This window comes from Gemmatimonadaceae bacterium (assembly GCA_019752115.1).
Classification (GTDB): domain Bacteria; phylum Gemmatimonadota; class Gemmatimonadetes; order Gemmatimonadales; family Gemmatimonadaceae; genus Gemmatimonas.
On sequence record JAIEMN010000038.1, the window covers coordinates 49,344 to 74,284 of the forward strand.

At 67.7% G+C, this 24,941-nt stretch carries 22 protein-coding genes; 13 read left to right on the forward strand and 9 right to left on the reverse strand.

The genetic code is table 11. From position 1 onward, the window contains the following. Positions 1-83 precede the first annotated feature (83 nt). The 4 genes from gyrB to K2R93_16975 form a co-directional block, all read right to left on the reverse strand. A complete protein-coding gene (gene gyrB, locus K2R93_16960; protein MBY0491530.1) occupies positions 84-2,045 on the reverse strand; it encodes a DNA topoisomerase (ATP-hydrolyzing) subunit B in 1,962 nt (653 codons plus the stop codon). A gap of 151 nt (positions 2,046-2,196) precedes the next feature. After that, positions 2,197-2,517, reverse strand: a complete 321-nt coding sequence (locus K2R93_16965) for a DUF721 domain-containing protein (protein MBY0491531.1) — start codon at positions 2,515-2,517, stop codon at positions 2,197-2,199. Continuing rightward, the gene (recF, locus tag K2R93_16970) at positions 2,514-3,650 is read right to left on the reverse strand and encodes a DNA replication and repair protein RecF (GenBank protein MBY0491532.1); all 1,137 of its coding nucleotides are present in this window, start codon (positions 3,648-3,650) and stop codon (positions 2,514-2,516) included. The genes K2R93_16965 and recF overlap by 4 nt, the downstream gene beginning before the upstream one ends. 28 nt (positions 3,651-3,678) lie before the next feature. Next, complete coding sequence (locus tag K2R93_16975) at positions 3,679-4,458, reverse strand: enoyl-CoA hydratase/isomerase family protein (protein ID MBY0491533.1); 780 nt, start codon at positions 4,456-4,458, stop codon at positions 3,679-3,681. A gap of 73 nt (positions 4,459-4,531) precedes the next feature. Between K2R93_16975 and mtnA the strand changes: the two genes are divergently transcribed. From mtnA to ccsA, 3 genes are read left to right on the forward strand one after another with little or no spacing between them, the layout of a single operon-like run. After that, on the forward strand, positions 4,532-5,545 hold the full coding sequence (mtnA, locus tag K2R93_16980; GenBank protein MBY0491534.1) for an S-methyl-5-thioribose-1-phosphate isomerase: 1,014 nt from the start codon (positions 4,532-4,534) through the stop codon (positions 5,543-5,545). Beyond that, positions 5,542-7,038: a glycerol kinase GlpK gene (gene glpK, locus K2R93_16985; GenBank protein MBY0491535.1), complete on the forward strand. Its 1,497-nt coding sequence runs from the start codon at positions 5,542-5,544 to the stop codon at positions 7,036-7,038. Before mtnA ends, glpK begins: the two co-directional genes overlap by 4 nt. Continuing rightward, the gene (ccsA, locus tag K2R93_16990; GenBank protein ID MBY0491536.1) at positions 7,035-8,717 is read left to right on the forward strand and encodes a cytochrome c biogenesis protein CcsA; all 1,683 of its coding nucleotides are present in this window, start codon (positions 7,035-7,037) and stop codon (positions 8,715-8,717) included. The genes glpK and ccsA overlap by 4 nt, the downstream gene beginning before the upstream one ends. Here ccsA and K2R93_16995 read toward each other — a convergent pair. The 3 genes from K2R93_16995 to K2R93_17005 all read right to left on the reverse strand — a co-directional run bounded on the left by K2R93_16995 (position 8,714) and on the right by K2R93_17005 (position 11,930). Beyond that, the gene (locus K2R93_16995; GenBank protein MBY0491537.1) at positions 8,714-9,409 is read right to left on the reverse strand and encodes an A/G-specific adenine glycosylase; all 696 of its coding nucleotides are present in this window, start codon (positions 9,407-9,409) and stop codon (positions 8,714-8,716) included. The genes ccsA and K2R93_16995 overlap by 4 nt on opposite strands. Before the next feature lie 75 nt (positions 9,410-9,484). Continuing rightward, positions 9,485-11,182, reverse strand: coding sequence for a hypothetical protein (locus tag K2R93_17000; protein ID MBY0491538.1), 1,698 nt, complete (start codon positions 11,180-11,182; stop codon positions 9,485-9,487). Continuing rightward, on the reverse strand, positions 11,175-11,930 hold the full coding sequence (locus tag K2R93_17005; GenBank protein MBY0491539.1) for an ABC transporter ATP-binding protein: 756 nt from the start codon (positions 11,928-11,930) through the stop codon (positions 11,175-11,177). The genes K2R93_17000 and K2R93_17005 overlap by 8 nt, the downstream gene beginning before the upstream one ends. 138 nt (positions 11,931-12,068) lie before the next feature. Here K2R93_17005 and uvrA point away from each other — a divergent pair, with 138 nt between their 5' ends. The 6 genes from uvrA to K2R93_17035 all read left to right on the forward strand — a co-directional run bounded on the left by uvrA (position 12,069) and on the right by K2R93_17035 (position 19,560). Next, positions 12,069-14,945 carry an excinuclease ABC subunit UvrA gene (gene uvrA / locus K2R93_17010; protein MBY0491540.1) on the forward strand — a complete coding sequence of 959 codons (2,877 nt, stop codon included), beginning with the start codon at positions 12,069-12,071 and terminating at the stop codon, positions 14,943-14,945. 51 nt (positions 14,946-14,996) lie between these two features. Then, the gene (gene sdaAB / locus K2R93_17015) at positions 14,997-15,665 is read left to right on the forward strand and encodes an L-serine ammonia-lyase, iron-sulfur-dependent subunit beta (protein ID MBY0491541.1); all 669 of its coding nucleotides are present in this window, start codon (positions 14,997-14,999) and stop codon (positions 15,663-15,665) included. Further along, positions 15,665-16,543 (forward strand): L-serine ammonia-lyase, iron-sulfur-dependent, subunit alpha, encoded by an 879-nt coding sequence (gene sdaAA / locus K2R93_17020; protein ID MBY0491542.1) that lies wholly within the window; start codon positions 15,665-15,667, stop codon positions 16,541-16,543. Before sdaAB ends, sdaAA begins: the two co-directional genes overlap by 1 nt. 219 nt (positions 16,544-16,762) lie before the next feature. Beyond that, positions 16,763-17,578 carry a PEP-CTERM sorting domain-containing protein gene (locus K2R93_17025; GenBank protein ID MBY0491543.1) on the forward strand — a complete coding sequence of 272 codons (816 nt, stop codon included), beginning with the start codon at positions 16,763-16,765 and terminating at the stop codon, positions 17,576-17,578. 95 nt (positions 17,579-17,673) lie between these two features. Next, entirely contained in the window at positions 17,674-18,621 is a 948-nt protein-coding gene (locus K2R93_17030) for a hypothetical protein (GenBank protein MBY0491544.1), read from the forward strand. A 195-nt stretch (positions 18,622-18,816) separates the two neighbouring features. After that, the gene (locus K2R93_17035; protein ID MBY0491545.1) at positions 18,817-19,560 is read left to right on the forward strand and encodes a PEP-CTERM sorting domain-containing protein; all 744 of its coding nucleotides are present in this window, start codon (positions 18,817-18,819) and stop codon (positions 19,558-19,560) included. A gap of 105 nt (positions 19,561-19,665) precedes the next feature. On the opposite strand, the gene K2R93_17040 is transcribed toward K2R93_17035, so the two are convergent. Beyond that, the gene (locus K2R93_17040; protein MBY0491546.1) at positions 19,666-21,138 is read right to left on the reverse strand and encodes an HTTM domain-containing protein; all 1,473 of its coding nucleotides are present in this window, start codon (positions 21,136-21,138) and stop codon (positions 19,666-19,668) included. A gap of 151 nt (positions 21,139-21,289) precedes the next feature. Between K2R93_17040 and K2R93_17045 the strand changes: the two genes are divergently transcribed. The 4 genes from K2R93_17045 (at position 21,290) to K2R93_17060 (ending at position 24,497) form a co-directional block, all read left to right on the forward strand. Continuing rightward, complete coding sequence (locus tag K2R93_17045) at positions 21,290-21,694, forward strand: YbjN domain-containing protein (protein ID MBY0491547.1); 405 nt, start codon at positions 21,290-21,292, stop codon at positions 21,692-21,694. A 3-nt stretch (positions 21,695-21,697) separates the two neighbouring features. Beyond that, positions 21,698-22,549, forward strand: a complete 852-nt coding sequence (locus tag K2R93_17050; protein ID MBY0491548.1) for a PspA/IM30 family protein — start codon at positions 21,698-21,700, stop codon at positions 22,547-22,549. A gap of 70 nt (positions 22,550-22,619) precedes the next feature. Beyond that, positions 22,620-23,672, forward strand: coding sequence for a DUF1611 domain-containing protein (locus K2R93_17055; protein MBY0491549.1), 1,053 nt, complete (start codon positions 22,620-22,622; stop codon positions 23,670-23,672). A gap of 57 nt (positions 23,673-23,729) precedes the next feature. Further along, positions 23,730-24,497, forward strand: a complete 768-nt coding sequence (locus tag K2R93_17060) for a hypothetical protein (protein ID MBY0491550.1) — start codon at positions 23,730-23,732, stop codon at positions 24,495-24,497. Here K2R93_17060 and K2R93_17065 read toward each other — a convergent pair. Further along, positions 24,455-24,941, reverse strand: a 487-nt coding sequence (locus K2R93_17065) for a hypothetical protein (protein MBY0491551.1), incomplete at its 5' end; no start/stop codon positions are given. The genes K2R93_17060 and K2R93_17065 overlap by 43 nt on opposite strands.

The following is a 24,941-nucleotide window of genomic DNA, read 5'->3' on the forward strand; positions in this document are numbered from 1 at the left end:
AGTTGGAGTGGGCAGACTGAGTACTCAGTCACATCACTCGAACTCCCCCTCGCCTCTCGCCTCTCAAGGGCCAAAAAAACTCGTCAGATATCCAGGTTCGACACGAACCTCGCGTTCGACTCGATGAACAACCGGCGCGGCTCCACATCGTCGCCCATGAGCGTCTGGAACGTCTGGTCGGCGAGCACCGCGTCTTCCATCGTGACGCGCAGCATCGTGCGCGTCTCGGGGTCCATCGTCGTCTTCCAAAGCTGCTCGGGGTTCATCTCACCGAGACCCTTGTAGCGCTGGATCATGATGTTCCCCTTGCCCTCCGGTCCACCGAGGCGTTCGGCGAAGGCGTCGCGCTCCTTCTCGGAGTAGGCGTAGAACTCTTCCTTGCCCTTCGCCACGCGGTAGAGGGGCGGCTGCGCGATGTACATGTAGCCGGCGTCGATCAGCTCCGGCATCTGCCGGTAGAAGAACGTCAGCAGCAGCGTCCGGATGTGCGCCCCGTCGACGTCGGCGTCGGTCATGATGATGATCTTGTGGTACCGCGTCTTGGCGAGGTCGAACTCGTCCTTGATGCCGGTGCCGATCGCCGTGATGATGGTGCGGATTTCCTCGTTGTTCAGCACCTTGTCGAAGCGCGCCTTCTCCACGTTGATGATCTTGCCGCGGAGTGGCAGGATCGCCTGGAAATCGCGCTTGCGCCCCTGCTTGGCCGAACCGCCGGCCGAGTCACCCTCGACGAGGTAGATCTCGCAGAGCTGCGGGTCGGAGAGCGAGCAGTCGGCGAGCTTGCCGGGGAGGGCCGCCACATCGAGCGCGTTCTTCTTGCGCGTCAGGTCGCGGGCCTTGCGGGCCGCTTCACGGGCGCGCGCCGCCGACATGGCCTTGTCGATGATCGCGTTGGCCGACTTGGGGTGCTCGTCGAGGTACTGCGTGAGCAGCTCGTTCATCACGCTGCGCACCGCCCCTTCGACTTCCGAATTGCCGAGCTTGGTCTTGGTCTGCCCTTCGAACTGCGGCTCGAGGACCTTCACCGACAGCACGGCGGTGAGCCCTTCGCGCACGTCGTCACCCGAGAGTCGCGTCTCCTTGTCCTTCTTGTTGAGATTCGACTTTTCCTGGATGTACTTGTTGATCACCGACGTCAGCGCGCTCTTGAAGCCGGTGAGGTGCGTGCCGCCTTCGTGCGTGTTGATGTTGTTGACGAACGAGAAGACGGTGTCGGCGTAGCTGTCGTTGTACTGCAGCGCCATTTCGATGCCGATGTCTTCGCGCGTGGTGTCGATGTAGACCACGTCGGCGTGCAGCGGCTTCTTGTTGCCGTTCAGGAAGGTGACGAACTCCTTGAGGCCGCCACGGGCAAAGAAGACCTCCTCGCGCGGCTGGCCGTCCTTGAACTCATCCGGCCGCTCGTCGCGGAGCGTGATCTGGATGCCCTTGTTCAGGAACGCGAGTTCGCGCAGGCGGCTGGCGAGCGTCGTCCACTCGTAGCGGGTCGTCTCCTGGAAGATCGTGCCGTCGGGCTTGAACCAGACCTTCGTGCCGGTCTCCGACTTCGGCACCGAGCGCATGACCTTGAGCTTCGTGGTGGTCGTGCCCCGGGCAAAGTCCATGTAGTGCTCCTTGCCGTCACGCTTGATCCACACCTTGAGCACATCGGAGAGCGCGTTCACCACCGACACGCCGACGCCGTGCAGACCGCCGGACACCTTGTACGTGTCCTTGTCGAACTTGCCGCCGGCGTGCAGCACCGTCATGGCCAACTCGACACCCGGCATCTTTTCGATCGGGTGCATGTCCACGGGAATGCCGCGACCGTTGTCTTCGACGCTGATCGAATCGTCGGCATGAATGGTGACCACGACCCGATTCGCGTACCCCGCGAGGGCTTCGTCGATCGAGTTGTCGACCACTTCATACACGAGATGATGCAGGCCGCGCGCCGACGTCGACCCGATATACATGCCGGGGCGCTTGCGGACTGCTTCCAGCCCCTTGAGGACGGTGATGCTTTGCGCGCCGTACTCGTTCTGCTCTTCGCTGCTGTTCGCCATGGGTGGGACTTTTCCCGAAGGTTGGACGGCCAAAAACTGGCCCGGAAACACAACCCCGAAATGTACTGAACCCGGCCTTGGGAAGCAACCCGCGGGTCAATGTGTAAGGTATTGAAAAACAACAACTTACACGGCGGCCGGCGGCCCCGGCTCAGCGGCGCAGCATCCAGCGGAGCCGGGCGATCGGCGGCCGGGCCGGATCGCGGTTCAGCGCGGCCAGCAGTTGGGGCTCCAACAGCGTGAGTTCCTGCATCCAGGCGTGCGTCGTCACCGCGACGCAGAGCGTGCCATCCTGCTGCAACAACACCGGTTCCGTGACCGACGCGATCTGCACGCCCACCAGCGCTGGCCACTCCGGAATCACGCTGGCCTGCGCGACGCGATCGGTGAGCCCGGCATGCTGCAGCACGCTGGCCACCACATCGCTCAGCTTCGTGGGCGCCCGCTTGGGGCCGTCCCCCATGCGCGTCATGCGGCCTCCGACACGACACCGTCGCGCATGGTGCAGCGGGCCAGCCGCGTGAACGCCCCGGGGATGTCTTCCTGGCGCGGCACCGCCAGCAGGACCTGATGGGCACCCGCGTCCTCCAGCAGATGCAGCACGCGCGACGCGCGGCCGAGATCCAGCTCGGCGAACGGGTCATCGAGCAGCAGCAATGGGGCGTAGCCGAGCGCGTCGCGCAGCGTGGCCAGTTCGAGCAGGCGCAGGGCGATCGCGGCGCTGCGCTGCTGTCCCGCGGAGCCGAAGGTCCGGAGTTCGCGCCCGCCCAGATGCAGCAGCAGTTCGTCGCGATGCGGCCCCACGAGCGTGGTGCCGCGACGGAGTTCGGTGCTCCGCTGCTGGGCATATGCCCGGGCCAGCGCGTCGCCCTGGGCCGTGGCACTCGCCGCCAGCGCGTCGCCATTCTCACCGCCCACGCTCTGATAGCGAAGCAGCGCCGCCTCCCGCTCGCCGATGGCCGTGCACAGTTGCACGTAGCGCTCGCGATGATTCCGCACAAACGCATGACGGGCGGCGACGAGAAAGCCGCCGTTCTCCGCCAGCGCCGGTTCCCAGACGCTCACCCGCGCGGCGTGGTCGCCGCGCCCGCCATCGCGCTGCGCCACGCGGAGCGCCGCGTTGCGACGGAGCAGCGCCGCGCGATACTGCTGGAGCGCCTGCAGGTACGCCGGCTGCGACAGGGCGAGCAACACATCGAGATACCGGCGGCGCTCGCCGGGACTGCCCGAAACAAGCGCCACGTCGGCCGGCGAGAATGTCACGCTGGGCAAGGCGCCAAGGGCGTTCGTGAGCCGTGGCTGCTCGACACCGTCGAGCGTGGTGCGCTTGCGACGCGTACTGCGTTCGTAGCCGATGCTCACCGCGTCGTAGGCCGACGGCGCGGCGAGTGACGCGCGCACGTGAAAGGCCGGCGCCCCAAAGCGGATGACGTCCGCGTCGCGCGCGCCGCGGAACGACCGCAGCAGCGCGAGATACGCCACCGCCTCGAGCAGATTGGTCTTGCCGTGGCCGTTCTCGCCGATGATCACGAGCCCGCTCGCCGGAATGGCGAGGTCGAGCGCCGCGAAGTTGCGATACTCCCGGGCGATGAGGCGAACGAGCACGTGGGGCGGGCCGGCGGCGTCGCTTGCCTCAGCGGCCGGTGAACGTCGGGGCGCGCTTCTCCAGGAACGCGCGCATCCCTTCCTTCATGTCCGCCGTGGACGACAGCAAGCCGAAGAAATCGGACTCGATCGTGCACCCCGCGTCGAGGTCGGTATCGAGCCCGCGGTCGAGTGCTTCGATGCATCCGGCGAGCGCCAGCGGTGCGTTGGCAATCATGGTCTGCAACAGCGCCCGCGCCGTGTCGAGCAACGCCTCCGGCGCCGTCACCTGATCCACCAGCCCCAGCCGATACGCTTCGGCCGCATCGATCATCTCGCCGGTGAGCAGCAGCTTGAGTGCCGCCCCGCGCCCCACGAGGCGCGGCAGGCGCTGCGTCCCGCCGTAGCCCGGCACGATCCCCAGCTTCACCTCCGGCTGGCCGAGCTTGGCCTTCTCACTGGCGATGCGCAAGTGACACGCCATCGCCAGTTCACAGCCGCCACCCAGCGTGAAGCCATTCAGCGCGGCGACGGTGGGCTTGGGGCTCGTTTCGAAACGCCGGAAGATCACCTGGCCAGCCCGCGCACGACGCTGCGCCTCGAGCGGCGACTGCGACTCGAGCTCCGAAATGTCCGCCCCGGCCACAAACGCCCGGCCGGCGCCCGTCAGCAGAATGCCGGCGACATCGGTACGGGCGATGGCCTCGTCGATGGCGCGCCCGAGTTCGGCGATCGTCGCATCGTTGAGCGCGTTCAGCTTGTCGGGGCGGTTCACCGTGATCGTGGCAAGACGATCGGCGACATCAAAGAGCAGGAACTGGTAGGACATGGCTCGGCGTCGGCGGGAATGGGGAGGCGGAAATCTACCCACGCCGGCATGGTCCCGGCGCTACCTTCCAGCCGTGCTTCCGGTTCCTGCCGTCGGGTGGTCCCCCGACCAGCGCGCCCTGCGCATCCTTGACCAGCGCCGCCTCCCCTCGGAGGAGGTGGTGCGCGATTTGGTGGCGCTCGAGGAGACCATCGACGCCATCGTCACCCTCGCCATTCGCGGCGCGCCGGCCATTGGGGTGGGCGCCGCCATCGGCCTCACGGTGGCGCTCACCCGCGACAGTGACGGCGATGGCGCCCGGGCGCGGGCACTGCTGGAGGGCTACGCCGAGCGGCTGATCGCGGCCCGCCCGACGGCGGTGAATCTCGCCTGGGCGGTGCGTCGGCTGGTGGCGCACGCGGCGGCGCACCCCGACACCGCGTTGCTTACCGCGCTGGCCCTGGAAGCCGAGGCGATCCGCGCCGAGGATGCGGCCATGTGTGCCGCGATCGGTGCCCACGGGCTGGCCATCGTCCCCGACGGCGCGCAGGTGCTGACGCACTGCAATGCCGGCGCGCTCGCTACGGCGGGCACCGGTACCGCCCTCGCGCCCGTGTACGCCGCCAAGGCTGCCGGCCGATCGGTGCATGTCTACGCCGACGAAACGCGCCCGTTGCGGCAGGGGGCACGCCTCACGGCGTGGGAGCTGAGCCGGGCCGGCATTCCCGTGCAGGTCCTGCCGGATGGCGCGGCGGCCTCGCTGCTCGCCTCCGGCGCAGTGGATCTGGTCATCGTCGGTGCCGACCGTATCGCCGCGAATGGCGATGTCGCCAACAAGGTGGGGACATACGGCGTCGCCCTCGCGGCGCACGCGCATCACGTCCCCTTCTATGTGGCGGCGCCCTGGAGCACGATCGATCCGGCCACGCCCACCGGCAGCGCCATCGTCATCGAGCATCGCGCGAGCGCCGAGCTCGGCGAACTCCCCGCTGGTGCGGGGGTCTGGAATCCCGCCTTCGACGTCACCCCCCGCGCGCTCGTGACCGGCTATCTCACCGATCGCGGCTTCGTCACGCCTCCCTTCACCGACATGCGGACCCCGTCATGACCTGCGTCCTCGCCATCGATCAGGGTACCACCGGCACCACGTGCCTCGTCATCGCGCGCGACGGCGCCGTCATTGGCCGGGCCTATCGCGAGATCACGCAGCATTACCCGCAGCCGGGGTGGGTGGAGCACAACGCGCACGAGATTCTCGAACGCTCGCTCGACGCCGCGCGCGAGGCCATGGCGCACGCCAAGGCAGCGACCGGCGACGTGCCGTCGGCCATCGGCATCACGAATCAGCGCGAAACGATCGTGCTCTGGGAACGCGCGACCGGCCGTGCGGTGCATCACGCCATCGTATGGCAGGATCGCCGGACCGCCGCGCGCTGCGCCGAGCTCGCGCCCCACGCCGCGATGATCGCCGCGCGCACGGGGTTGGTGACCGATCCGTACTTCAGCGGCACGAAGCTCGAGTGGTTGCTGGCGCAGGGCGATCATCGCGCGCGTGCGGAACGCGGCGAACTGTGTGCGGGCACGATCGACAGCTGGCTCATCTGGCATCTCACCGGCGGGCAGGCGCACGTCACCGATCACACGAATGCCTCGCGGACGATGCTGTACGATCTCGATACCCGCGCGTGGTCACCGGAGCTGTGCGCGCTGTTCGGGATCCCCATGGAAGTGCTGCCGCGGATCGTGGCGTCGAGTGGCGAATGCGGGCGCTCCACGGCGGCAACGCTGGGTTCGACGATCCCCATCACCGGGATCGCCGGTGATCAGCAGGCGGCGCTGTTCGGACAGGGGGGATGGGCGCCCGGGGCGGGGAAGAACACCTATGGCACCGGGGCGTTTCTGCTGCTGAACACGGGCGCGCAGCGGCCCGCGCCCGGCGGCGGATTGCTCACCACGATCGCCTGCGATGAGCAGGGGGCGCCCGTCTTCGCGCTCGAGGCATCGATCTTCATTGCCGGGGCGGCTGTGCAATGGCTCCGCGATGGCTTGGGGCTCATTCACGCGAGCGCCGAAACCGAAGCGCTCGCGCGCTCGGTCGCGTCGAACGACGGGGTGTACTTCGTGCCCGCACTGGTGGGTCTGGGCGCGCCCGACTGGGAACCGAACGCCCGTGGCACCATCGTGGGGCTGACGCGGGGCACGACGCGGGCGCATCTGGCCCGCGCCGCCCTCGAAGCGATGGCCTACGCCACCCGCGATGTGCTCGGTGACATGCGCTCGCATGGCGGGGTGGCGTTCGAGCGGTTGCGCGTCGATGGTGGTGCGTCGGCCAACGACTGGCTCATGCAGTTCCAGAGCGACGTGCTTGGCGTGCCCGTGGAACGTCCCGATCTCGTCGAGACAACGGCGCTGGGGGCGGCGGGGCTCGCTGGATTGGCCGTCGGCGTCTGGGCGAACGGCGCGGAATTTCAGGCGAGTCGCCACTTCGCGCGTTTTGCGCCAACGGCGTCGGGTGCCGCGGCGGCGACGGCAAGCTACGGCGGATGGCGCCGTGCCGTGCGCGCCGCGCTGAGTTGGGCCCGCGACACCGATACCGCATGATGGCGGTGGGCGCTGCAGCGCTCTGGTTTGCGCTGTTGATGATGGTGGCCTCGGCCGCGCTGCTCGTGGTGGGGCCGCGGCGGGCGGGACCGGCAGGGTTGGTGGGCTATGTGGCCGGCGCCGGTGCCTCGGTGCTGGCGGTGCTGGCGCTGGGGCAGGCACTGGTGCAGCACGACTTCACGCTGCGCTACGTGGCGCAGTTCACGAGTCTGATGCTCGATACCCAACCCGCTATCACCGCGCTCTGGGCCGGGCAGGCGGGGATGCTGCTGCTCTTCACTGCGCTCGTTGGCGTGTGCGGCGCCGCGGCGGTGGCGCTGCATCGCGGACGCCCGCTGCTTCCGATCGGCACCGCGACGGTGGCGGCGGTGAGTGTGGCCGGCCTCGCGGCCCTCTGTTTCGGTGTGTCGCCCTTCGCGCGGTTGGCGTCGGCGCCGCAGGAAGGTCGCGGGCTCGATCCGCAGCTGCTGCATCAGGCCATGCTGTGGCAGCCCCCGCTCATGCTGCTCGGCCTCGCCCTCACGAGCGTGCCGTTCGGATTCACCGTGGCGCACTGGTTTCGTTCCGCCTCGCCGCCGGTGGACGCTGACGCGGAGGCGGAACACGAGGTGTGGCGCGGCCTGGTGCAGCGCTGGGTGCTGGTCGCGTGGAGTGCGCTCACGATCGCCATCACGATCGGGTGTTGGTGGGCGCAGCAGCAACTCGGCTGGTTCGGCTACTTCTTCACCTGGGAGCCGTACGCGAGTGCGCCGGTGCTCCCGTGGGTGGCGTTGTCGGCGCTGTTGTTTCTGCTGGTGAGTGGTGCCGATCGTGTACGCGCCGCGGTGTGGTTGGCCGCATTGGTGGCGTTCACGTTTCTGCTGGCGGTGTTTGCGGTCGTGCGGGCGCGCAGTGGCATTGCCGCGAGCATCCGTGCCGTGGCGGCGTCGCCGTCGCTGTTCGTTCTCGTGCTCACCGGCGCTGGGCTGGTGCTGCTGGCGCTCACGGGCTGGCTGGCGTCTCGGCAGGGGACGGCGACGCGAGCCGCCTCGCGCGCCGGCGTTGGCGGCCTGCTGACGTTGGTCGGCGTGGCGGTGACCGCGGTGGCGCTCATCGCCACGCCATGGCGGCGCGAACTCACCACGGGGCTCGACATCGGGCAGGTGGCCGAGGTGCGTGACCCATTCGGTGCGGCGTGGCGCTTTACCAGCCAGGGGCTGTCGTCGTATCAGGAGCCGGCCTACACCGTGGTCGCGGTGGCGCTCAACGCCACGCGCAACGGGCGGCGCATCGGTTTGCTCAACAGTCAGCAGCGGCAGTACTTCGATGCGCAGGACAATGAGATCTTCGAGCCGGTCACGCGCGTGGGCTCACGCCACTTGCCGCACGAGACAGTCACGCTGGCGTTTCTGGGGCCCATCGATCGGACCAGTGCGGCGGTGCGCGTCAGTTTTGTGCCGCTGGTGAATGCGCTCTGGATGGGTGTCGCGCTCACCGTGCTCGGCGTGGTGCTGGCGGCGTGGCCGCTGGTGCCGCTTCCCGCGCCCGTGTCATCGCGGTCCGCGCCCCGGCTCAGGCCGCTGCTCACGCCGCTGCCGCCTTCGCCCGATGGGGTGCGCGCCTTTTGCACCGCGTGTGGCGCACGACTCGTCACCGTGGACGCGCGGTTCTGTGCGGAGTGTGGTGAACCGGTGGGCTAGTCGCCGTCGAGGGGGTAGCTCGCACACACGGTCTTCACCGGACACTGACGGCACTTGGGCGCGCGCGCGGAGCAGACGAGCGCGCCCAGTTCCATCAGCGCCTGATTGTGCGTCCAGGTCAGTTTCCCGGTGCGGGGGAGCAGCTGCTCCGCCAGTTGCCACAAGACCTTGAGCCCCTTGCCGCTCTTGGGCGCGATCTCCGGCACGAAGACGCGGTGCAGCACGCGCGCGACGTTGGTATCCACCAGCGCCGCGCGCTTTTCGTAGGCGAAGCTCGCCACCGCGCCCGCGGTGTAGGCACCGACCCCGGGTAGCGCGCGCAGCTCCTCCGGCTCACTCGGAATGACCCCGTCGCGTGTGTCGGTGACATGCCGCGCGAGGGCGTGCAGGTTGCGCGCCCGTGCGTAGTACCCGAGCCCGGCCCACGCCTCCATCACGCGCTTGGGGCGGGACTGCGCGAGCGTCTCCAGGTCCGGGAAGCGATCGAGAAAGCGCCGGTAGAAATCGAGCACGCGCGAGACCTGCGTCTGCTGGAGCATCAGCTCCGAGATCAGGATGCGGTACGGATCGCGCGTCTTGCGCCACGGCAGATCGCGCGAGTGGCGGCGGAACCACGCGTGCAGCTTGCGGCGAAAGGCCGAGGCGCGCGTCGGGTCGAGCGTGGGTGGCGGAGAGGGCGTTCGCGGCGACATGATCGCGGCGGAAGCTAGTCGAGCCCCCGCCACGCTGTCACGTCACCCCGCGCCACCGCCAGCGCGGGCGCCCGGTCAGGCGCGCTCCAGCCCTTCCAGCTTCTGGCGCGCCAGGCGCAGGGGCACCACGGTGCCGGCGATACACAGCGTCAGCGCCACCGCAAACGGGAGCACGAGGGAACTCGCGGTGTGCTCCCAGCCGAAGTGCTCGGCCACCACGAACCGGGCGGCCGGCCGCCCGGTGAGGAACGCGACCGCGCCGATCAGCGTGACCGCCGACATCATGAACAGCAGTCCGCCGAATGACGTGGGAATCTGGGCGGCGTTCTCGCTGTCAAAGCGCGGGTAGAACGTGCCGAACCCCAGCGCGATGGCCGCCAGCGGCGGGACAAGCCCCACGATCGCGGCGAGCGAGACCACGTGCACGAAGGGCTGCACGCCGAGCATGAGATTGGTGCATCCCACCAGAATGAGAGCCAGCAGCAACAGCGGCACGGCCCCGACCCAGAACTTGGCCCACAGCAGCTCGCGCACCGGCAGTGGACTCGACTTGAGCAGCCAGAGGGCGCGCCCTTCGAGGCTGACACTGGGAAACACGAAGCGCGCGGCGATCGACGCCAGCACGAAGCCGGCGAGCGCGAGGTTCAGGAAGGGAATCAGGTTGCGCAGCAGTGTGGTCATGCCGTCGCCATTGAGCGGCAGGTAGCGCACGTTGGCGACGTACACCACCAGCAGGACCATGAGCAGCACGAGCTGGGACCACTGCGTGCTGTCGCGCACGAAGACGCGCAGCTCCTTGAGCACGAGTTCACGGCGCAGCGGCCCCAGAAAGGCGAGGCGCCGGTCGAGCCAGGGGCGGCCGGCCCGCGCATGGCTGCGCTGATTGGCGCCTTCCTGGGCCATGCTGTACGCGCGCCGCCACCCGCGCACATAGAGCAGCTGGCCGATCGCCGTGAGCGCCAACGCGGCCCCCCACAACGCGAGCAGCGGCTGCCAGGCCGCCTTGCCCGAGAGATAGTGCATCGTGGCCTGGCTGACCCACTCGCTGGGAAGCCAGGGCGACGACGGCGTATCCAGCGCCGCCACGAACTGCATGAAGTTCGCAAAGCCCTCCGGGCGGGCGAGCTGCTCGGGGCGCGCGGCGCGAAAGAGCAGAACCAGCCCGGCAATGGCCAACGCACTGATCACGCTCAACAGGTCCCGCGTGCGACGCGCCGGAAACACGTTCACCAGCAGCAGTGTGACCGACGCGCCGGTGGCGGCCGGAATCAACAGGAACGGGAGAAACACACCGATCGCGAAGGGGAGGAACCCCCATCCGCCGCGATAGGCCACACCGTACGCGGCCACGAGGGGCACGAGCAGGAGGGCCACCATCCAGCTCGAATGCAGCAGCGTCTCCAGGAGCCGCGCGCGATAGAGCGCCGCCGGGCGAACGGGGGATGCCGCCAACTGATCGAGATCGCGCGCGAGAAAGAAGTTGGAGAGGGCGGCAATCGTATTCGACAACAGCAGAATCGAGCCGAACGACAGCAGGATCATCGCCAGCAGCTTCGCCGCCAGCAGCGCGCCGATGTCTTCGGCGCTGCGGAAGTAGCGCAGCAGCTTGAGCGCGAGCGCGAAGACGCCGCCCCAGAACGCGACGCCCACCACGCCGAGGACGACGGCGCGACGGCCGTCACCCGCCTGCGTCTTGCGGGCGCGGTGCCGCGCCATTTGCCACTTCGGACGGAGCAGATGCCAGGCCGAGGCCTCGGCCGTTGCCTCAGGCATCGAGGACCTCGACGAGTTCACGCGCCACCTGATCGCCCGTCAGGCGGAGGAAAATCTGCTCCAGATCCTCGTCAGTGCCGGTGGTGGCACGGATCTCATCCATGGTGCCGCAGGCGACCAGTTCGCCGCGCTGCATGATGCCGATGCGGTCGCACATTCCTTCGGCGATCTCCAGCGTGTGCGTGGACATCATGACGGTATGTCCACGCCGCGTGTACTCGCGGAACAGGTCCTTGAGAATCTTGGCGGACTTGGGGTCGAGCCCCACCATCGGCTCGTCCACCACGATCACGGCCGGGCGGTGCACGAACGCGCTGGCAATGATCAGTTTCTGCCGCATGCCGTGGCTGTAGCTCTCCACCAGTTCGTCGCGCCACGGATCGAGATCAAAGAGCGCCAGCAATTCGTGCGCGCGTCGCTCGACCTCTGGTCCCGCCTCGCCATAGAGCCCGGCGCTGAAGCGCAGAAACTCGATGCCGGTCAGCTTTTCGTAGATGAACGGCCGGTCGGGAATGAAACCGAGCGCCTTCTTGGCGCGTTGCGGGTCGACCAGCAGGTCATGCCCCGCGATGCGGATCGATCCGGCTGTCGGCTGCAGGATGCCGGCAATCATCCGCATGGTCGTGGTCTTGCCGGCGCCGTTGGGGCCCAGAAAGCCGAACAGTTCGCCGGCGGGCACCACCAGATCGAGGGAGCGTACGGCCGTGAACGTGCCGTATCGCTTCGTAAGCGAGGCGATGTCAATCATGCCATCCAGACGACCCATGGCACCCCCGGCGCAACGGCGGTGCGCCCAAACTGTCACACTGCTCGTCTGGCGCGGCTGACCCGAAGGGGTTGTCTCCCTTTCGGGTTTCCTTCAGTTTCCGTGGTTATGGCCGATCCCATTACGCCGTCCGATGCCCTCGTCGTCCGGGGCGCCCGCGAGCACAATCTGCGCAACGTCAGTGTCACCATTCCCCGTGACAAGCTGACGGTCATCACCGGGCTCTCCGGCTCCGGCAAGTCCTCGCTGGCCTTCGACACGATCTACGCCGAAGGGCAGCGCCGCTACGTGGAATCGCTGTCGGCCTACGCGCGGCAGTTCCTCGGCCTCATGGAAAAGCCCGACGTCGACGCCATCGACGGCCTCTCGCCGGCGATTTCCATCGAGCAGAAGTCGGCCGGACACAACCCGCGGTCCACCGTCGGTACGGTGACCGAGATCTACGATTATCTGCGTCTGCTCTACGCGCGCGCCGGTACACCGCATTGCCCGAACTGCGGGCGCGCCGTGCAGCGTCAGAGCCCGGCGCAGATCGCCGAGCAGGTGCTGGCCTGGCCCGAGGGGACGCGCATCGAGATCCGCTCCCCGCTCGTGCAGGAGCGGAAGGGCGAGTTCCGCGAGCTGTTCGAAGGGGCCCGCAAGCAGGGCTTTGTTCGCGCCGTGGTCGATGGCGAGCTCATTGAACTCGCAAACCCGCCCAAGCTCAATCGTCGGCTGAATCACTCCATCTCGGTCATCGTGGACCGCCTCGTGGTCCGAGCCGACGATCGGGGGCGCATCACCGATTCCGTCGAGACGGCGCTGCGTCTGGCCGAGGGGCTCGCCGAGATCGTCCGGCACGATGGGGCGTCGCCCACCACCGAGATGTTTTCGGAGCGGTACGGCTGCCCGAATTGCGGCATCTCCATGCCCGAGCTCGAGCCGCGCCACTTCTCCTTCAATTCGCCCTTCGGCGCCTGCGAGACGTGCAGTGGCCTCGGTACCACCCGCAGCGTGAGCGAAGAGCTGGTGCTCGGTGATCCGAGCATCTCGATCCTCGAAGGCGTCGTCCTCCCGTGGGGTGAGCCCGACGGCTATCTCCGCAAGGTGATTCTGCCGGGGCTCGCCAAGCAGCTGGGCTTTGACTTGAACACCGCGTGGGGCAAGCTGCCGGCCAAGGTGCGCCAGCAGTTGCTCTACGGCGTCGGGGACGCGGCGCCCCGCGCGCGGACGGGAGTGAAGAAGGCCGTGAAGGGCGCCAAGACCGCGGCCAAGACGAGCGCGAAGGCGGAGAGCACGTGGGAAGGGATCGTGACCCATGTGCAGCGCCGCTACGACGAGTCGAGCAGTGATGGAGTCCGGCTCGAGCTCGAGCAGTACATGGTCGCGGCCCCCTGTCCCACCTGTCAGGGGCGCCGTCTGCGCGCCGAATCGCTCGCGGTCACGATTCACGGGCGCAACGTTGGCGAAGTGGTCGAGCAGAGCGTCGTCGATGCGCTCGCCTTCTTCGAGGAGGTACCGGTGCGCAGCGCCGGTCACCCGGGGCTCGATCCCGGCATCGCCGGACCGATTCTCAAGGAAGTGCGCGAGCGGCTGCGCTTCCTGGTGGATGTCGGGCTCGACTATCTCACGCTCAATCGCAGCGCCGAATCGCTGTCGGGTGGCGAAGCGCAGCGTATTCGGCTGGCCACCCAGATCGGTTCACGACTCGTTGGCGTGCTCTACATCCTCGATGAACCGAGCATCGGGCTGCACCAGCGTGACAACGGGCGGCTGCTCTCCACGCTCAAGCAGCTGCGCGATCTCGGCAATACGGTGATCGTGGTCGAGCACGATGAAGAAACGATTCGTGAGGCCGATCACCTCATCGACCTTGGACCGGGCGCCGGCAAGCACGGCGGTGAGGTCATCGCCGCCGGCACGGTGAAGCAGGTGATGAACACCGCGGCGTCCATCACCGGACAGTATCTCAAGGGCAAGCGCCGGATCGATGTCCCCGTGCGCCGCCGCCCCAAGGATGCGTCGCGCATGATCACGGTGGCAGGCGCCCGCGAACACAACCTCAAGGACGTCACGGCGGAGTTCCCGCTGGGGCTGTTCGTGGCCGTCACGGGCGTGTCGGGCTCGGGCAAGAGCACGCTGGTCACCGATATTCTGCAGAAGGCGCTGTCGCGGCACTTCTATCGGGCGCGGGTGCTGCCGGGGGCGCATGCGCGCATCACCGGCCTCGACCATCTCGACAAGATCATCGACATCGACCAGAGTCCCATCGGGCGCACCCCGCGCTCCAACCCGGCGACGTATACCGGCGTGTTCACGCCGGTGCGCGAACTGTTCGCCGAACTGCCGGAGTCCAAGATCCGAGGCTATGGGCCGGGCCGTTTCTCCTTCAACGTGAAGGGTGGCCGGTGTGAGGCGTGTCAGGGCGATGGGCTGGTGAAGATCGAGATGCACTTCCTCCCCGACGTGTTCGTGCCGTGCGACGTCTGCAAGGGGAAGCGCTTCAATCGCGAAACGCTCGAGGTGCGATTCCGCGGCCTCAGCATTGCCGAAGTGCTCGACCTCACTGTGGAAGATGCCTGCGGTGTGTTCGAGAACCAGCCGCGCATTGTGCAGAAGCTGGAGACGCTGCGCGACGTTGGGCTCGGCTACATCCATCTCGGGCAGAGCGCCACCACGCTCAGCGGGGGCGAGGCGCAGCGCGTGAAGCTCGCCACCGAGCTGGCCAAGCGCGACACGGGTCGCACCCTCTACATCCTCGATGAGCCCACCACCGGGCTGCACTTCGAAGATGTGCGTGTGCTGCTCGACGTACTGCACAAGCTCGTCGATCGCGGCAACACTGTGCTCGTCATTGAGCACAATCTCGATGTGATCAAGACGGCCGACTGGATCGTGGATCTCGGTCCCGAAGGGGGCGTGCGCGGCGGCACCATCGTCGCGCAGGGGACGCCGGAAGAGGTCGCTCGCGTGAAGGAGAGTCATACGGGGCGCTATCTGCTGCCAATGCTCGCCTGACGCCGGTGTGGGGCTGGTCGGGGAGCACGACACGACAGTTAGATTCCACGCATGGTCTCTCTCCTCGACATCATTGGCCCGGTCATGGTCGGGCCGAGTTCGAGCCACACCGCCGGCGCGTGCCGCCTTGGCCTCCTGGCCCGTTGCTTGGTCGGTGGAACGCCCGACCGCGCCCTCATTGAGCTGCACGGCTCCTTTGCGCGCACGGGCGAGGGACACGGCACCGACAAGGCGATCGTTGGCGGCCTTATGGGCTTTCGCCCCGACGACGAACGTCTGCGCACCGCGCTGGACATCATGGAGCGCGAGGGGCTGCAGTACCGCTTCGAAAAGACCACGATCGACGAAGAGTCGCACCCCAATACGGTGCGCATCACGCTCGAGCGCGGGGACCGCAAGTCACAGATGGTGGGGGCGTCCCTTGGGGCCGGCCGCGTGGTGGTGCAGGAGATCGATGGCTATCCGGTGGAAGTGACCGGCAATCTCCACACGATCGTGCTCATCGCGCAGGACGTGAAAGGCTCCGTCGCGCGCATTGCCGGTCTGTTGGCCGACGCCGATCTCAACATCGCGACGCTGAAACTCACGCGAAAGGAACGTGGCGGCGATGCGTTCATGGTCATTGAAGTTGATCACGAGCCCGGCGAGAGCGTGCGCGATGCGATCCGCGCGTTGCCGTGGGTCACGTGGGCCTTCCGTCTCGACAAGGTGAGTGCCTGATGTTTCGCTCATTGGCCGATGCCATTCGCGAGGCCGAGTCCCGCGGTCTCTCGCTCTCCGCCGTCGCCCTCGAGGCGGAGGCAAAAGATCAGGGACGCCCCCTCGAAGAGATTCGCGATGCGTTGCGGCGCGCGTTGCACGTGATGCAGGGCGCCGTCGATCGTGGCCTCACGGGCGATCTGCGCTCCTCCTCGGGGCTGGTGGGTGGTGATGCGGCGAAGCTCCGCACCGGCCCGGCCGGCCCGCTTTCCGGCACGCCGTTTCGCGATGTGTTGGCGCGCGCGCTCGCCGTGCAGGAGGTGAATGCTGCGATGGGCGTGATCGTGGCGGCCCCCACGGCGGGGGGCGCCGGCGTGCTGCCGGCGGTGCTGACGGGGCTCGCCGCGGCCAGGGGGATCGGCGAAGAGCAGGTGGTGGATGCGCTGGCGACGGCGGGGCTGATCGGTGCCGTGGTCGCCGAGCGCGCCTCGCTGTCGGGCGCCGAAGGAGGCTGCCAGGCGGAGACCGGCGCGGCGGCCGGTATGGCCGCCGGTGCGGCGGTGGAGATGCTGGGCGGGACGCCGCGCCAGGTCGGGCACGCGACGGCCTTGGCCCAGCAGGGAACGCTCGGTCTGGTGTGCGACCCGCTTGGTGGGTTGGTCGAGTTGCCGTGCGTCTTCCGCAACGCGACTGGCGCGGCGATCGCGCTGGCGGCGGTGGAGATGGCGCTGGCGGGGATCGAGTTCGCGATTCCGGCTGACGAGGTGATCGACACGATGGGCGAGATCGGCGCGTCGATGGATGTCCGGTACCGGGAGACCGCCGGCGGCGGGCTTGCCGCCACGCCAACCGGGCGGCGATTGGCGCGGGAGCGCCTGTACGAGCTGAAGCGCGGATAGGACGCCACAGCGAACTCGGCTGTAGCACGGACGCATCAGCTGTCGGACAGTGAAGGCAAAAAGCGGCCTCTACTATTCAGTATGGTAGAGGCCGTTTATTTGTTAATCGTTGTAAATCAATGATTTATGGTTTCTATCGGAGTATTCCAGGGATGGCAAGGCTCTTGCGAACTCAACTGTGTGATCCAGTTGGCCTCATCCTTTGGTCGAGTGTCTCCCATGTCCATCCTTCGTCGAACCGTCGGCGCCGCGCTGTTCCTGGTGGCTTCCACGGCGTCTGCGCAGACCTCCTTCACCTACAGCACGCGCGGTTGCTTCGGCTCGAGCTGCTCGGTGACGGGCGCGTCGGCGCTGACCACGAGCACCAGCACCAGCTCCAACACGACGTTGTACTTCACCGGTCGGAATGCGCTCACGGTGGGCCCGACGAACAGCAATGGCTATGTGGCCATCAGCGATCTGGGGCGCTTCACCTTCGCGAGCAGCTGGGTGGAGGATCCGTCGGTGATCCGATTCGGCGTGACCACGCCGGTGTCGTTCAATTTGTGGATCGACTTCACGGCGCCGCAGGTCAGCGGTGATCCGGTGTCGTTCACGGCGGCGCTGTCCGGGTCGATTCTCCAGAACAGCACGACCGGCACGCTCGATGTGAATTTCAACCCGAACTCCACGGCGCTGTCCTACGCCACGGGTGCGGGTTCGCAGGCGTTTCGCCTCTTTGTCGATGACAAGAGCACGCCGAGCTCGCCGCAGAGCTACAGCTACACCGGCTACAACTATTCTGAGAATCGCAGCGGCGACTTCTATCAGGGCACGAGCGGCCTGACGCTGACCGGCGCGATCGACTGCTCGCCTTCTCAGGACGATGAAAAGTGGAAGGCCTCGTCGGATCGCGGCGCCGCCTGCGGCGCCCCGTCCACGGTGGGCACGCTGGAGGTGCCGCAGTCGGCGGTACCGGAGCCGTCGACGTATGCCCTCATGGCAGCGGGACTCGCGGGGCTGGGTGTGGCGGCGCGACGGCGGCGGCGGGCGTAGGCGCGCCTCATCAGCGCGCGACGCGTCGCCTCTCGTCTACATACATTGCAGCGCCCGGTGCCTCCGCACCGGGCGCTCGCCTTTTCCCGTTGATCGTGCTCCGTCTCCTTCCGCGTCACTCTGTCTGGGTCGCGCTGGTGCTCGCTGTCCTGCCATTGGCGTCGTGCGATCGCGGGCGCGCGTCTCGCACGTGGGTGCGGCAGGGCGAGCCGGCGCTTTCGGAGACGCGCGCCATCGGCACGCTCGACAATGCGGGGCTGGACGAAGGCTCTGGGATCGTTGCGTCGCCGTCGGTGCCCGGGCTGTTCTGGGCGCTGAACGACAGTGGCAACGAACCCGCGCTGTTCGCCCTCTCGGCCGACGGCCACGTGCAGGGTGCGGTGCGGATCGCGGGCGCGGTCAATCGCGATTGGGAAGCACTTGGCGTCGGCCCGTGTCCGGGCGGTTCCTGTCTCTTCATTGGTGACGTGGGAGACAACAGCGCTCGGCGGACCAGCGTGCAGCTCTATCGGGTGCGCGAGCCAGCGGCGCCCAACGGCCTCACGACCACGCCGGTGAGTGCGTTCACCGAGGTCCGGTTTGCCGACGGCGCGCACGATGTGGAAGCCATGTATGTCGCACCAGACACGAGCGTCTGGTTCATCACCAAGCGTCCTGCGAAAGCGACGGATGGAGCGGCGCGCCCCGTGCATCTGCATCGATTGCCGTTGGCTGGGTGGCAGGATACCACGCCCCTTCCCGTCGAAGACTCCCTGCCGATCGTCCCGCTGAAGGACGGTGGGCTCGGACGTGACTGGCCGACCGATGCGAGCCTCGGACCGGCCGATAGCACTGGTCAGCGCCGTCTCGCGGTGCTCACCTACGGCGCGGTCTACGTCTTTGCCACCGACCCCGTCACCGGCCGTCCGTGGCGCCGGATCGCCCGCTGTGCGCTCCCGATCCGGGAGACGACCAGTGAGGGGATCAGCTGGATGGCTGATGGAAGCCTGCTGATCCTGAGCGAGGGCATCGGCGCCGTTCTCTATTCAGGAATTTGCCGGTGATTCGATGCATGAACGCAACATCATGTTCAGTTCCCGCAACTTGGCAATGCCGATAATGTGATACAATCTAATGTAAAGTGATGATTTAACAGCACTTACAAATAGACTGTGTTCCATGAAGACGTGGCAATGAAATTGCTAACACGCAAGGCGGTATGGTGTGATCTACCACAGTCCCCCCCACCCCTCCCTGCAATGCGTGTTTCCTCCCGACTGGCCGCGCTGGCGGCTGCTTCCCTGATCGCCGCCGGCACCGCTGGCGCGCAGAACTTCGCGTTCAACGTCTCGGCCTGCTTTTACACGAGCAGCAGCTGCAGCTCGTACGCCGACCCGGCGTCGTACTCGTGGAACAGCGGCAACGCGAAGATCAAGTTCGACGGCAACAGCGTGAGTGGGACTGCCAACTCGCTGGGGCTGTTCACGTTCAACCTGGGCACGTTCTCGTTCGAGCGGGACGGCAGCACCACATCGGTTCCGAGCGATCTCCGTATGCGTCTCTCGATCGACTTCACGCAGCCGACCAACGTGGGCACGGATCCCTACAATTCGTTCCGAGCCGACATCGATGGGGCGGTGAAGGAGGTATCGGGCCCAGATCAGGGCGACATCGCGTGGAGCTTCGATCCGACGCAGACGATCTTCACTGGCGGCACCACCGGTTTCTTCCGCTTCACGGTCGACAACTACAACATGCCGTCCTACGCGACCTCCGCGACGATGACCGGCTCGATCCAGTGCCTTACGCAGGCGACGTCGACCTCGTCAAAGGGTCAGTACTACGACGATGAATCTGGCCCGTCGTACAACTCCGCGCCGTGTTCGTCGGCCTCGGGCGGCGTGAGCAGCGTCGTGCCGGAGCCGTCGACCTACGCCCTGATGGGTGCCGGCCTGCTCGGCCTTAGCTTCGTCGCCCGCCGCCGCCGTCAGCAGCAGGTCTGATCACGGCATCGCGATGGGAAGCGCCCCGGTATGCTCTGGCATACCGGGGCGCTTCGCTTTGCTCCGAATCAAGCGGTGTGGCAGGGGGCGCCGGACGCGCCCCACTCACCACCGGCATCGCGACGCCGTGCCATCTGCGTTCACCGCCCGCCACGCGAACAACTGGCGCTCCACGAAGGACAGCGGCGCCATCAGCGTCGAATCACGGCTCGCATCCGCCAGCTGGATCGTTTGTCCCTCGCGGACGTAGCGGACGCTGATCGCCTCCTGGCCGACATGCTTCCACAGCTGCACCGTGCGCTTGAGCTCAATGAATGGCACCCGGGCTCCGGGCATTTCACGCGCCCACGTGGGCATGCCCGTGCCGGTATATCGCGTCCACCACGGAAAGGACGTGCTCCGCACCGCCGACAGTGAGTCCACCGTTACCAACTCGCGCTGATAATCGGCAACGAACAGCGCGCTGGCGGGCACCAGCAGGTGGTTCGTCTGGCCGCCCTCCGTACGCAGGTTGCTGAACATCGAGAAGTTCGCGACGGTCTTGAGCCCCAGATACGACGTGGCGCCGTTCAGAAACGCCAACAGTGGAAGGACGACGCCGAGCGGTCCGAGGCGGCTCCAGAGCGACCCCGTCGAGCCGTGGTGAGGCACGACCGGTTGCCAGAAGACCGCCACCAGCGTGGGGAACACCCCAAGCGTCCACGACAGGTGCATCAACAGGTCGGCGGTCAGCGCACGGTCGGAGCCGAACGCCACGACCACCGGATTTCCGCGCAGGCCATACAGCACGATCGACCAGAAGGCGAGCCCACCGAAGCCGATCAGCAGCGAGCTGCCCAGCCAGGCCGGCAGCCGCCGCAGGCGCGCCAGCAGATCATCGCGTTCGAAGAACAGCAGGTACAGGGCGAATGCCGCGGTCGAGAAGTCGAAGAAGCGCGCCCACCCCAGAATGGTGTGGAAGGCCACCCCAAGGAGCGCACCCCAATGGCGGGTCCGGCGAATCACCAGCAGCGTGGGGATCAAGACTTCAATCGCCAGCGTCGCGTAGATGTTGAGGGAGGCAATAGTCGGCGGCGGTGTGAACGGCACGCCGTTCAGGTCGCCAATGCGCGCGAGCAATTCCGTGGCGCAACTGACGGCCGGCGTCAGAAAATCCGTATTGAGCTTGTGGAACGCCGCGAACCCGTACACCACGACGAGTGTGACGGCGATCGGGAGGCGGACACGGTCCCAGACACGCGTTCGCCAGTCTCCGTCGCGCACCGCCAACAGCTCCGGCGCCACGGCGACCAGCAGCGCAAGGTCCACTAACGCGGCAATCACGGTGTGATTCGCCGCCGTAGGAAACTGGGCCACCACGATGGCCAGGTGCCCGGCCGCGAACAGCACAAAGGCGGCCAGCCGTTCCGGCCGGACGATCAGCTGGATCGCCAGCAGATAGGTCAGCCACCCGACGAACGGATGGTCCTCGAGGGTGTGGGCACAGGCGGAGAGCGCCCAGAGAATGTTGAAGAACCCAAGGGCGGACTCGATCCGAAGCCGGTCGAGCAACGTTTCGCGTCGGGAGAGCGAAGTCATGGGGCCACTCTACCCGGCCATGGGAGCGGGGTCAATCGTGGCCTGTCGCCCGGGCAGGCGTCGGGTACTTTTCCAAGGTCCCGCGGCGTGTCGAAACGATTCACCCCGATCCGCCGTACGGTCCGGCATCCGAACCCACAGGGAATCAGCTATGGTCACGCGTGAAGACATCCAGGACTTCCTGGATCGCCTGGGAGCCGATGGGGCGACCCATGAAGAACTCGAGCCCGGCCTCTGGGTCATCAAGCCCGGCGGTTCCCTCGACTTCGATGTCGTGGTCACCCACAATCCGCCCGTCGTGGTGCTGCGCGTGAAGGTCATGCCGCTGCCCACCGATGCCGCGGAAGCCGCCTCCCTCAATCGCCGGCTCCTTGAACTGAACGCCACCGACCTCCTCCACGGCGCCTACGGCATCGATGGCGACGCGGTGGTACTGACCGAAGCCCTCGAACTCGCGCACCTGGATTTCGAAGAATTCCTCGCGGCGTTCGAAAGCATGACTCTCTCGCTCACGGGCCACCTCCGTGAGCTCGCCGCCTTCCGCGAGGCTCGTTGATCCATGGGCATCTTTGATCGCCTGTCGACGCTCATCAAGTCGAACCTGAATGACCTCATCTCCTCGGCGGAAAACCCCGAGAAGATGCTGAACCAGATCATCGTCGACATGCGCAACCAGCTCGCGAAGGCCAAGCAGCAGGTGGCCGCCGCGATTGCCGACGAAAAGCGCCTCAAGGACCAGGCCGACGCCGAGTTCAAGCTCGCCGACGACTGGGAAAAGCGCGCCATGCTCGCCGTCCAGGAAGGGCGCGACGATCTCGCCAAGCAGGCCCTGCTGCGCGGGCAGGAGCACCTCGAACACGGGCAGGCGCTCGCCACCACGTGGGAAGCGCACAAGCTCGAGACCGAAAAGCTCAAGCAGTCGCTGCGCGACCTCAACGACAAGATCGAAGAGGCCAAGCGCAAGAAGAACCTGCTGCTGGCACGTCAGCGTCGCGCCGAAGCCCAAGCGCGCATCTCGCAGACGATGTCGGGCATGTCGGAGAACTCGGCGTTCGAAGCCTTTGCCCGCATGGAAGAGAAGATCACGGCCAACGAGCGGCAGCTGCAGGCGGCGCAGGAGATCGACGAGGAGTTCAGCGGCGATCAGCTGGCCGGTCAGTTCAAGCAGCTCGAGCGCAGTGCCGGCGGTGCCTCGGCGGACATCCAGCTGCTGCAGCTCAAGCAGCGCATGGGCATGCTCTCCGCCGGTGCTCCGGCCGCGGCGAAGCAGCTCGCGGCGGGCGCTCCGGAAACCGCACCCGCTCCGGAAGCCCCGGCGGCACTCCCGGCCTCGACGCCGGAGCACAAGACCTCCGAGGTGGACCTCATCGCCGAAATCGAACAGCTGCGCGGCATCAACCCGCGCTCCTGACGCCGGTCACCCCCGACACGAACGGCGGCTCCTTCGGGAGCCGCCGTTCGCGTTTTCGCATTCACTCCCCATGACGCGTCGCTTTCTCATTCTCGCCGAGGGCCACTTCGGCCCGCAGTCGTCCAAGACGGCCAACGCCTGCATCCGCTACGCGCCCCACGACGTGGTCGCCGTCATCGACAGCACGGCGGCCGGCCGCACGGCGCACGAGGTGCTCGGCTTCGGCGGCGCGATCCCCGTGGTGGCCAGCCTCGCCGACGGGCTGGCCTTGGCGCCCACCGCGCTGCTCATCGGCATCGCACCGGCCGGCGGGCAATTCCCCGACGCGTGGCGCCGCATTGTGCTCGATGCCCTCGTCGCGCGGCTCGATGTGTGGAGTGGTCTGCATACGATGCTCGGCGACGACGCCGACTTCGCGGCCGCCGCCCGCCTGAGCGGCGCCACGATTCGCGATCTGCGCCGCGCACCGGCCACGCTCGATATCGCCACCGGCCGCGTGCGCGCGCTCGACACCACCGTCGTGCTCACCGTCGGCACCGACTGCAACATCGGCAAGATGACGACGCAGCTGCAGGTGCAGCACGCCGTCTCTGCGCGCGGCCATCGCACGCACTTCGCGGCCACGGGGCAGACGGGCATTCTTATCGAAGGCCGCGGGATCGCCGTGGACGCGGTCATCGCCGACTTCATCGCCGGTGCCGCCGAGGCGCTCACCATGGAAGCCGCGGACGGCGCCGACATCGTCCTCGTGGAAGGGCAGGGCTCGCTCCTCCACCCGGCGTACTCGGGTGTCACGCTTGGCCTCATGCACGGCAGTCTGCCGCATGCGATGGTGCTCTGTGCCCAACCCTCGCGCCGCACGATTCATCGCTATCCCTGGGTGCCGATCCCTCCGCTCGCCGAGGTCGTCGCACTCTACGAGCAGGCGATGCGGGGGCTGCGTCCGTCGCCGGTGATTGCGCTCGCGCTCAACACCTTCGACCTCGACGAGGCGGCCGCGCGCGCCGCGATCGCCGACGCCGAACGCGAATCGGGGCTGCCGGCCACCGATCCCGTGCGCTTCGATCCGGCCCCGATCGCCGAGGCGATCAGCGCGTTCCATCGGGCGCGCGCGTCGAATTGATCCAACGCGCGTCGAAATGGTGACACAGGGGCGCACGACCGGGTGCACTGTGCGCCCATGTCGATCTCTCGTGAACACACCGCCTCGCGCCCGCGCCTGACCGAGGCGCCCGGTCGCCCACTCCTCGCGCTCCGTGGGGCCACGGCGGCCTCGCAGGTGGGGCTCCCACCGCACTGTGCGGCCACGGTGCGCGTGCTCGATCGGGTCTACTTCTCGGTGGGCGCTGGTGATTGCGTCGTGGTGCAGCACCGCGATCCGGCGCGGGTGCGCGTGCTGCTGGCGGCGTTGGCGGGGCACATCCCGAACGCGACGCTGCGCCTGCACGGCACGCGCACTATCCGCGCTGGCGTCCGCGTGCGCCGCACCAGCATTCGCGCCGATCTGGTACCCACCCTCATCGCGGCGTGGCGTTCGCGGCCTTTCCCGCACACCTCGCCGCACCGATCGTCTCACGCATCGTCGCTGGCGCCGGTGGTGCACCTGCTGCGGGCATCACGTGGAGGGTCGAGCGCCGGTGCGGATCATCGTGCCTGGTCGGCGTGGGCCGCGGCCCAGCGCGCGGTGGGCGGGGCGCTGGTCATCGTGGCCGATGGCGAGGCGCCGGGTGTTCCGCAGTCGCCTGCCACGCCCCCACGCGCGGCGCCCACCATGCATGACGGGCGCGAGGTGCACGAGCCCTCCCCGCCGTACCGGCCCGCCACAGACGACGAAGCCCGCACGGCGGGTGCCGTGCGGGCCTGTCGGTTCCGGCATGGGCGAATCGCGTTCGCCCCGGAGGCTGTTTACTGCTGGCCGAGCGAGGCGCCCGTGGTGCTCGGGCCGTAGTAGCGGTGGCGCACGGCCGACTTCTTGGTGTCCATGCCCCAGAGGGTGGCCTGCACCATCACGGTGCGGATGCGACGGGTCTCTCCGAGCGCCGGGGCCTTGGTCGAGCCGACCGTCGCCGGCGCGGCGGCGGGGGGTTCACCCTGGAGGGCCATGGCGACGTTCTCGATCTTCTTGGTGCCGTCGGTCTTCTGCATGATGAACACCTTGCCCACGACCGGCTCGCCGTTGATCAGCGTCTGGCCAGTGGCCGGGTCCACCGGCCACTCCGTGGGCGCGGCGACCGGCGCCGGCGCCGGCGCGGCGGCCATCATGTGGCCCATGGTGCTGTCCATGGCCATGGTGGAATCCATCATGTGCATCGTGGAGTCCATCGCCGTCGAATCGTGCTTGGTGGTGTCCGCCGGGGCGGGCGCCGCGGCCGGCGCGGCCGGGGGCTGCGTC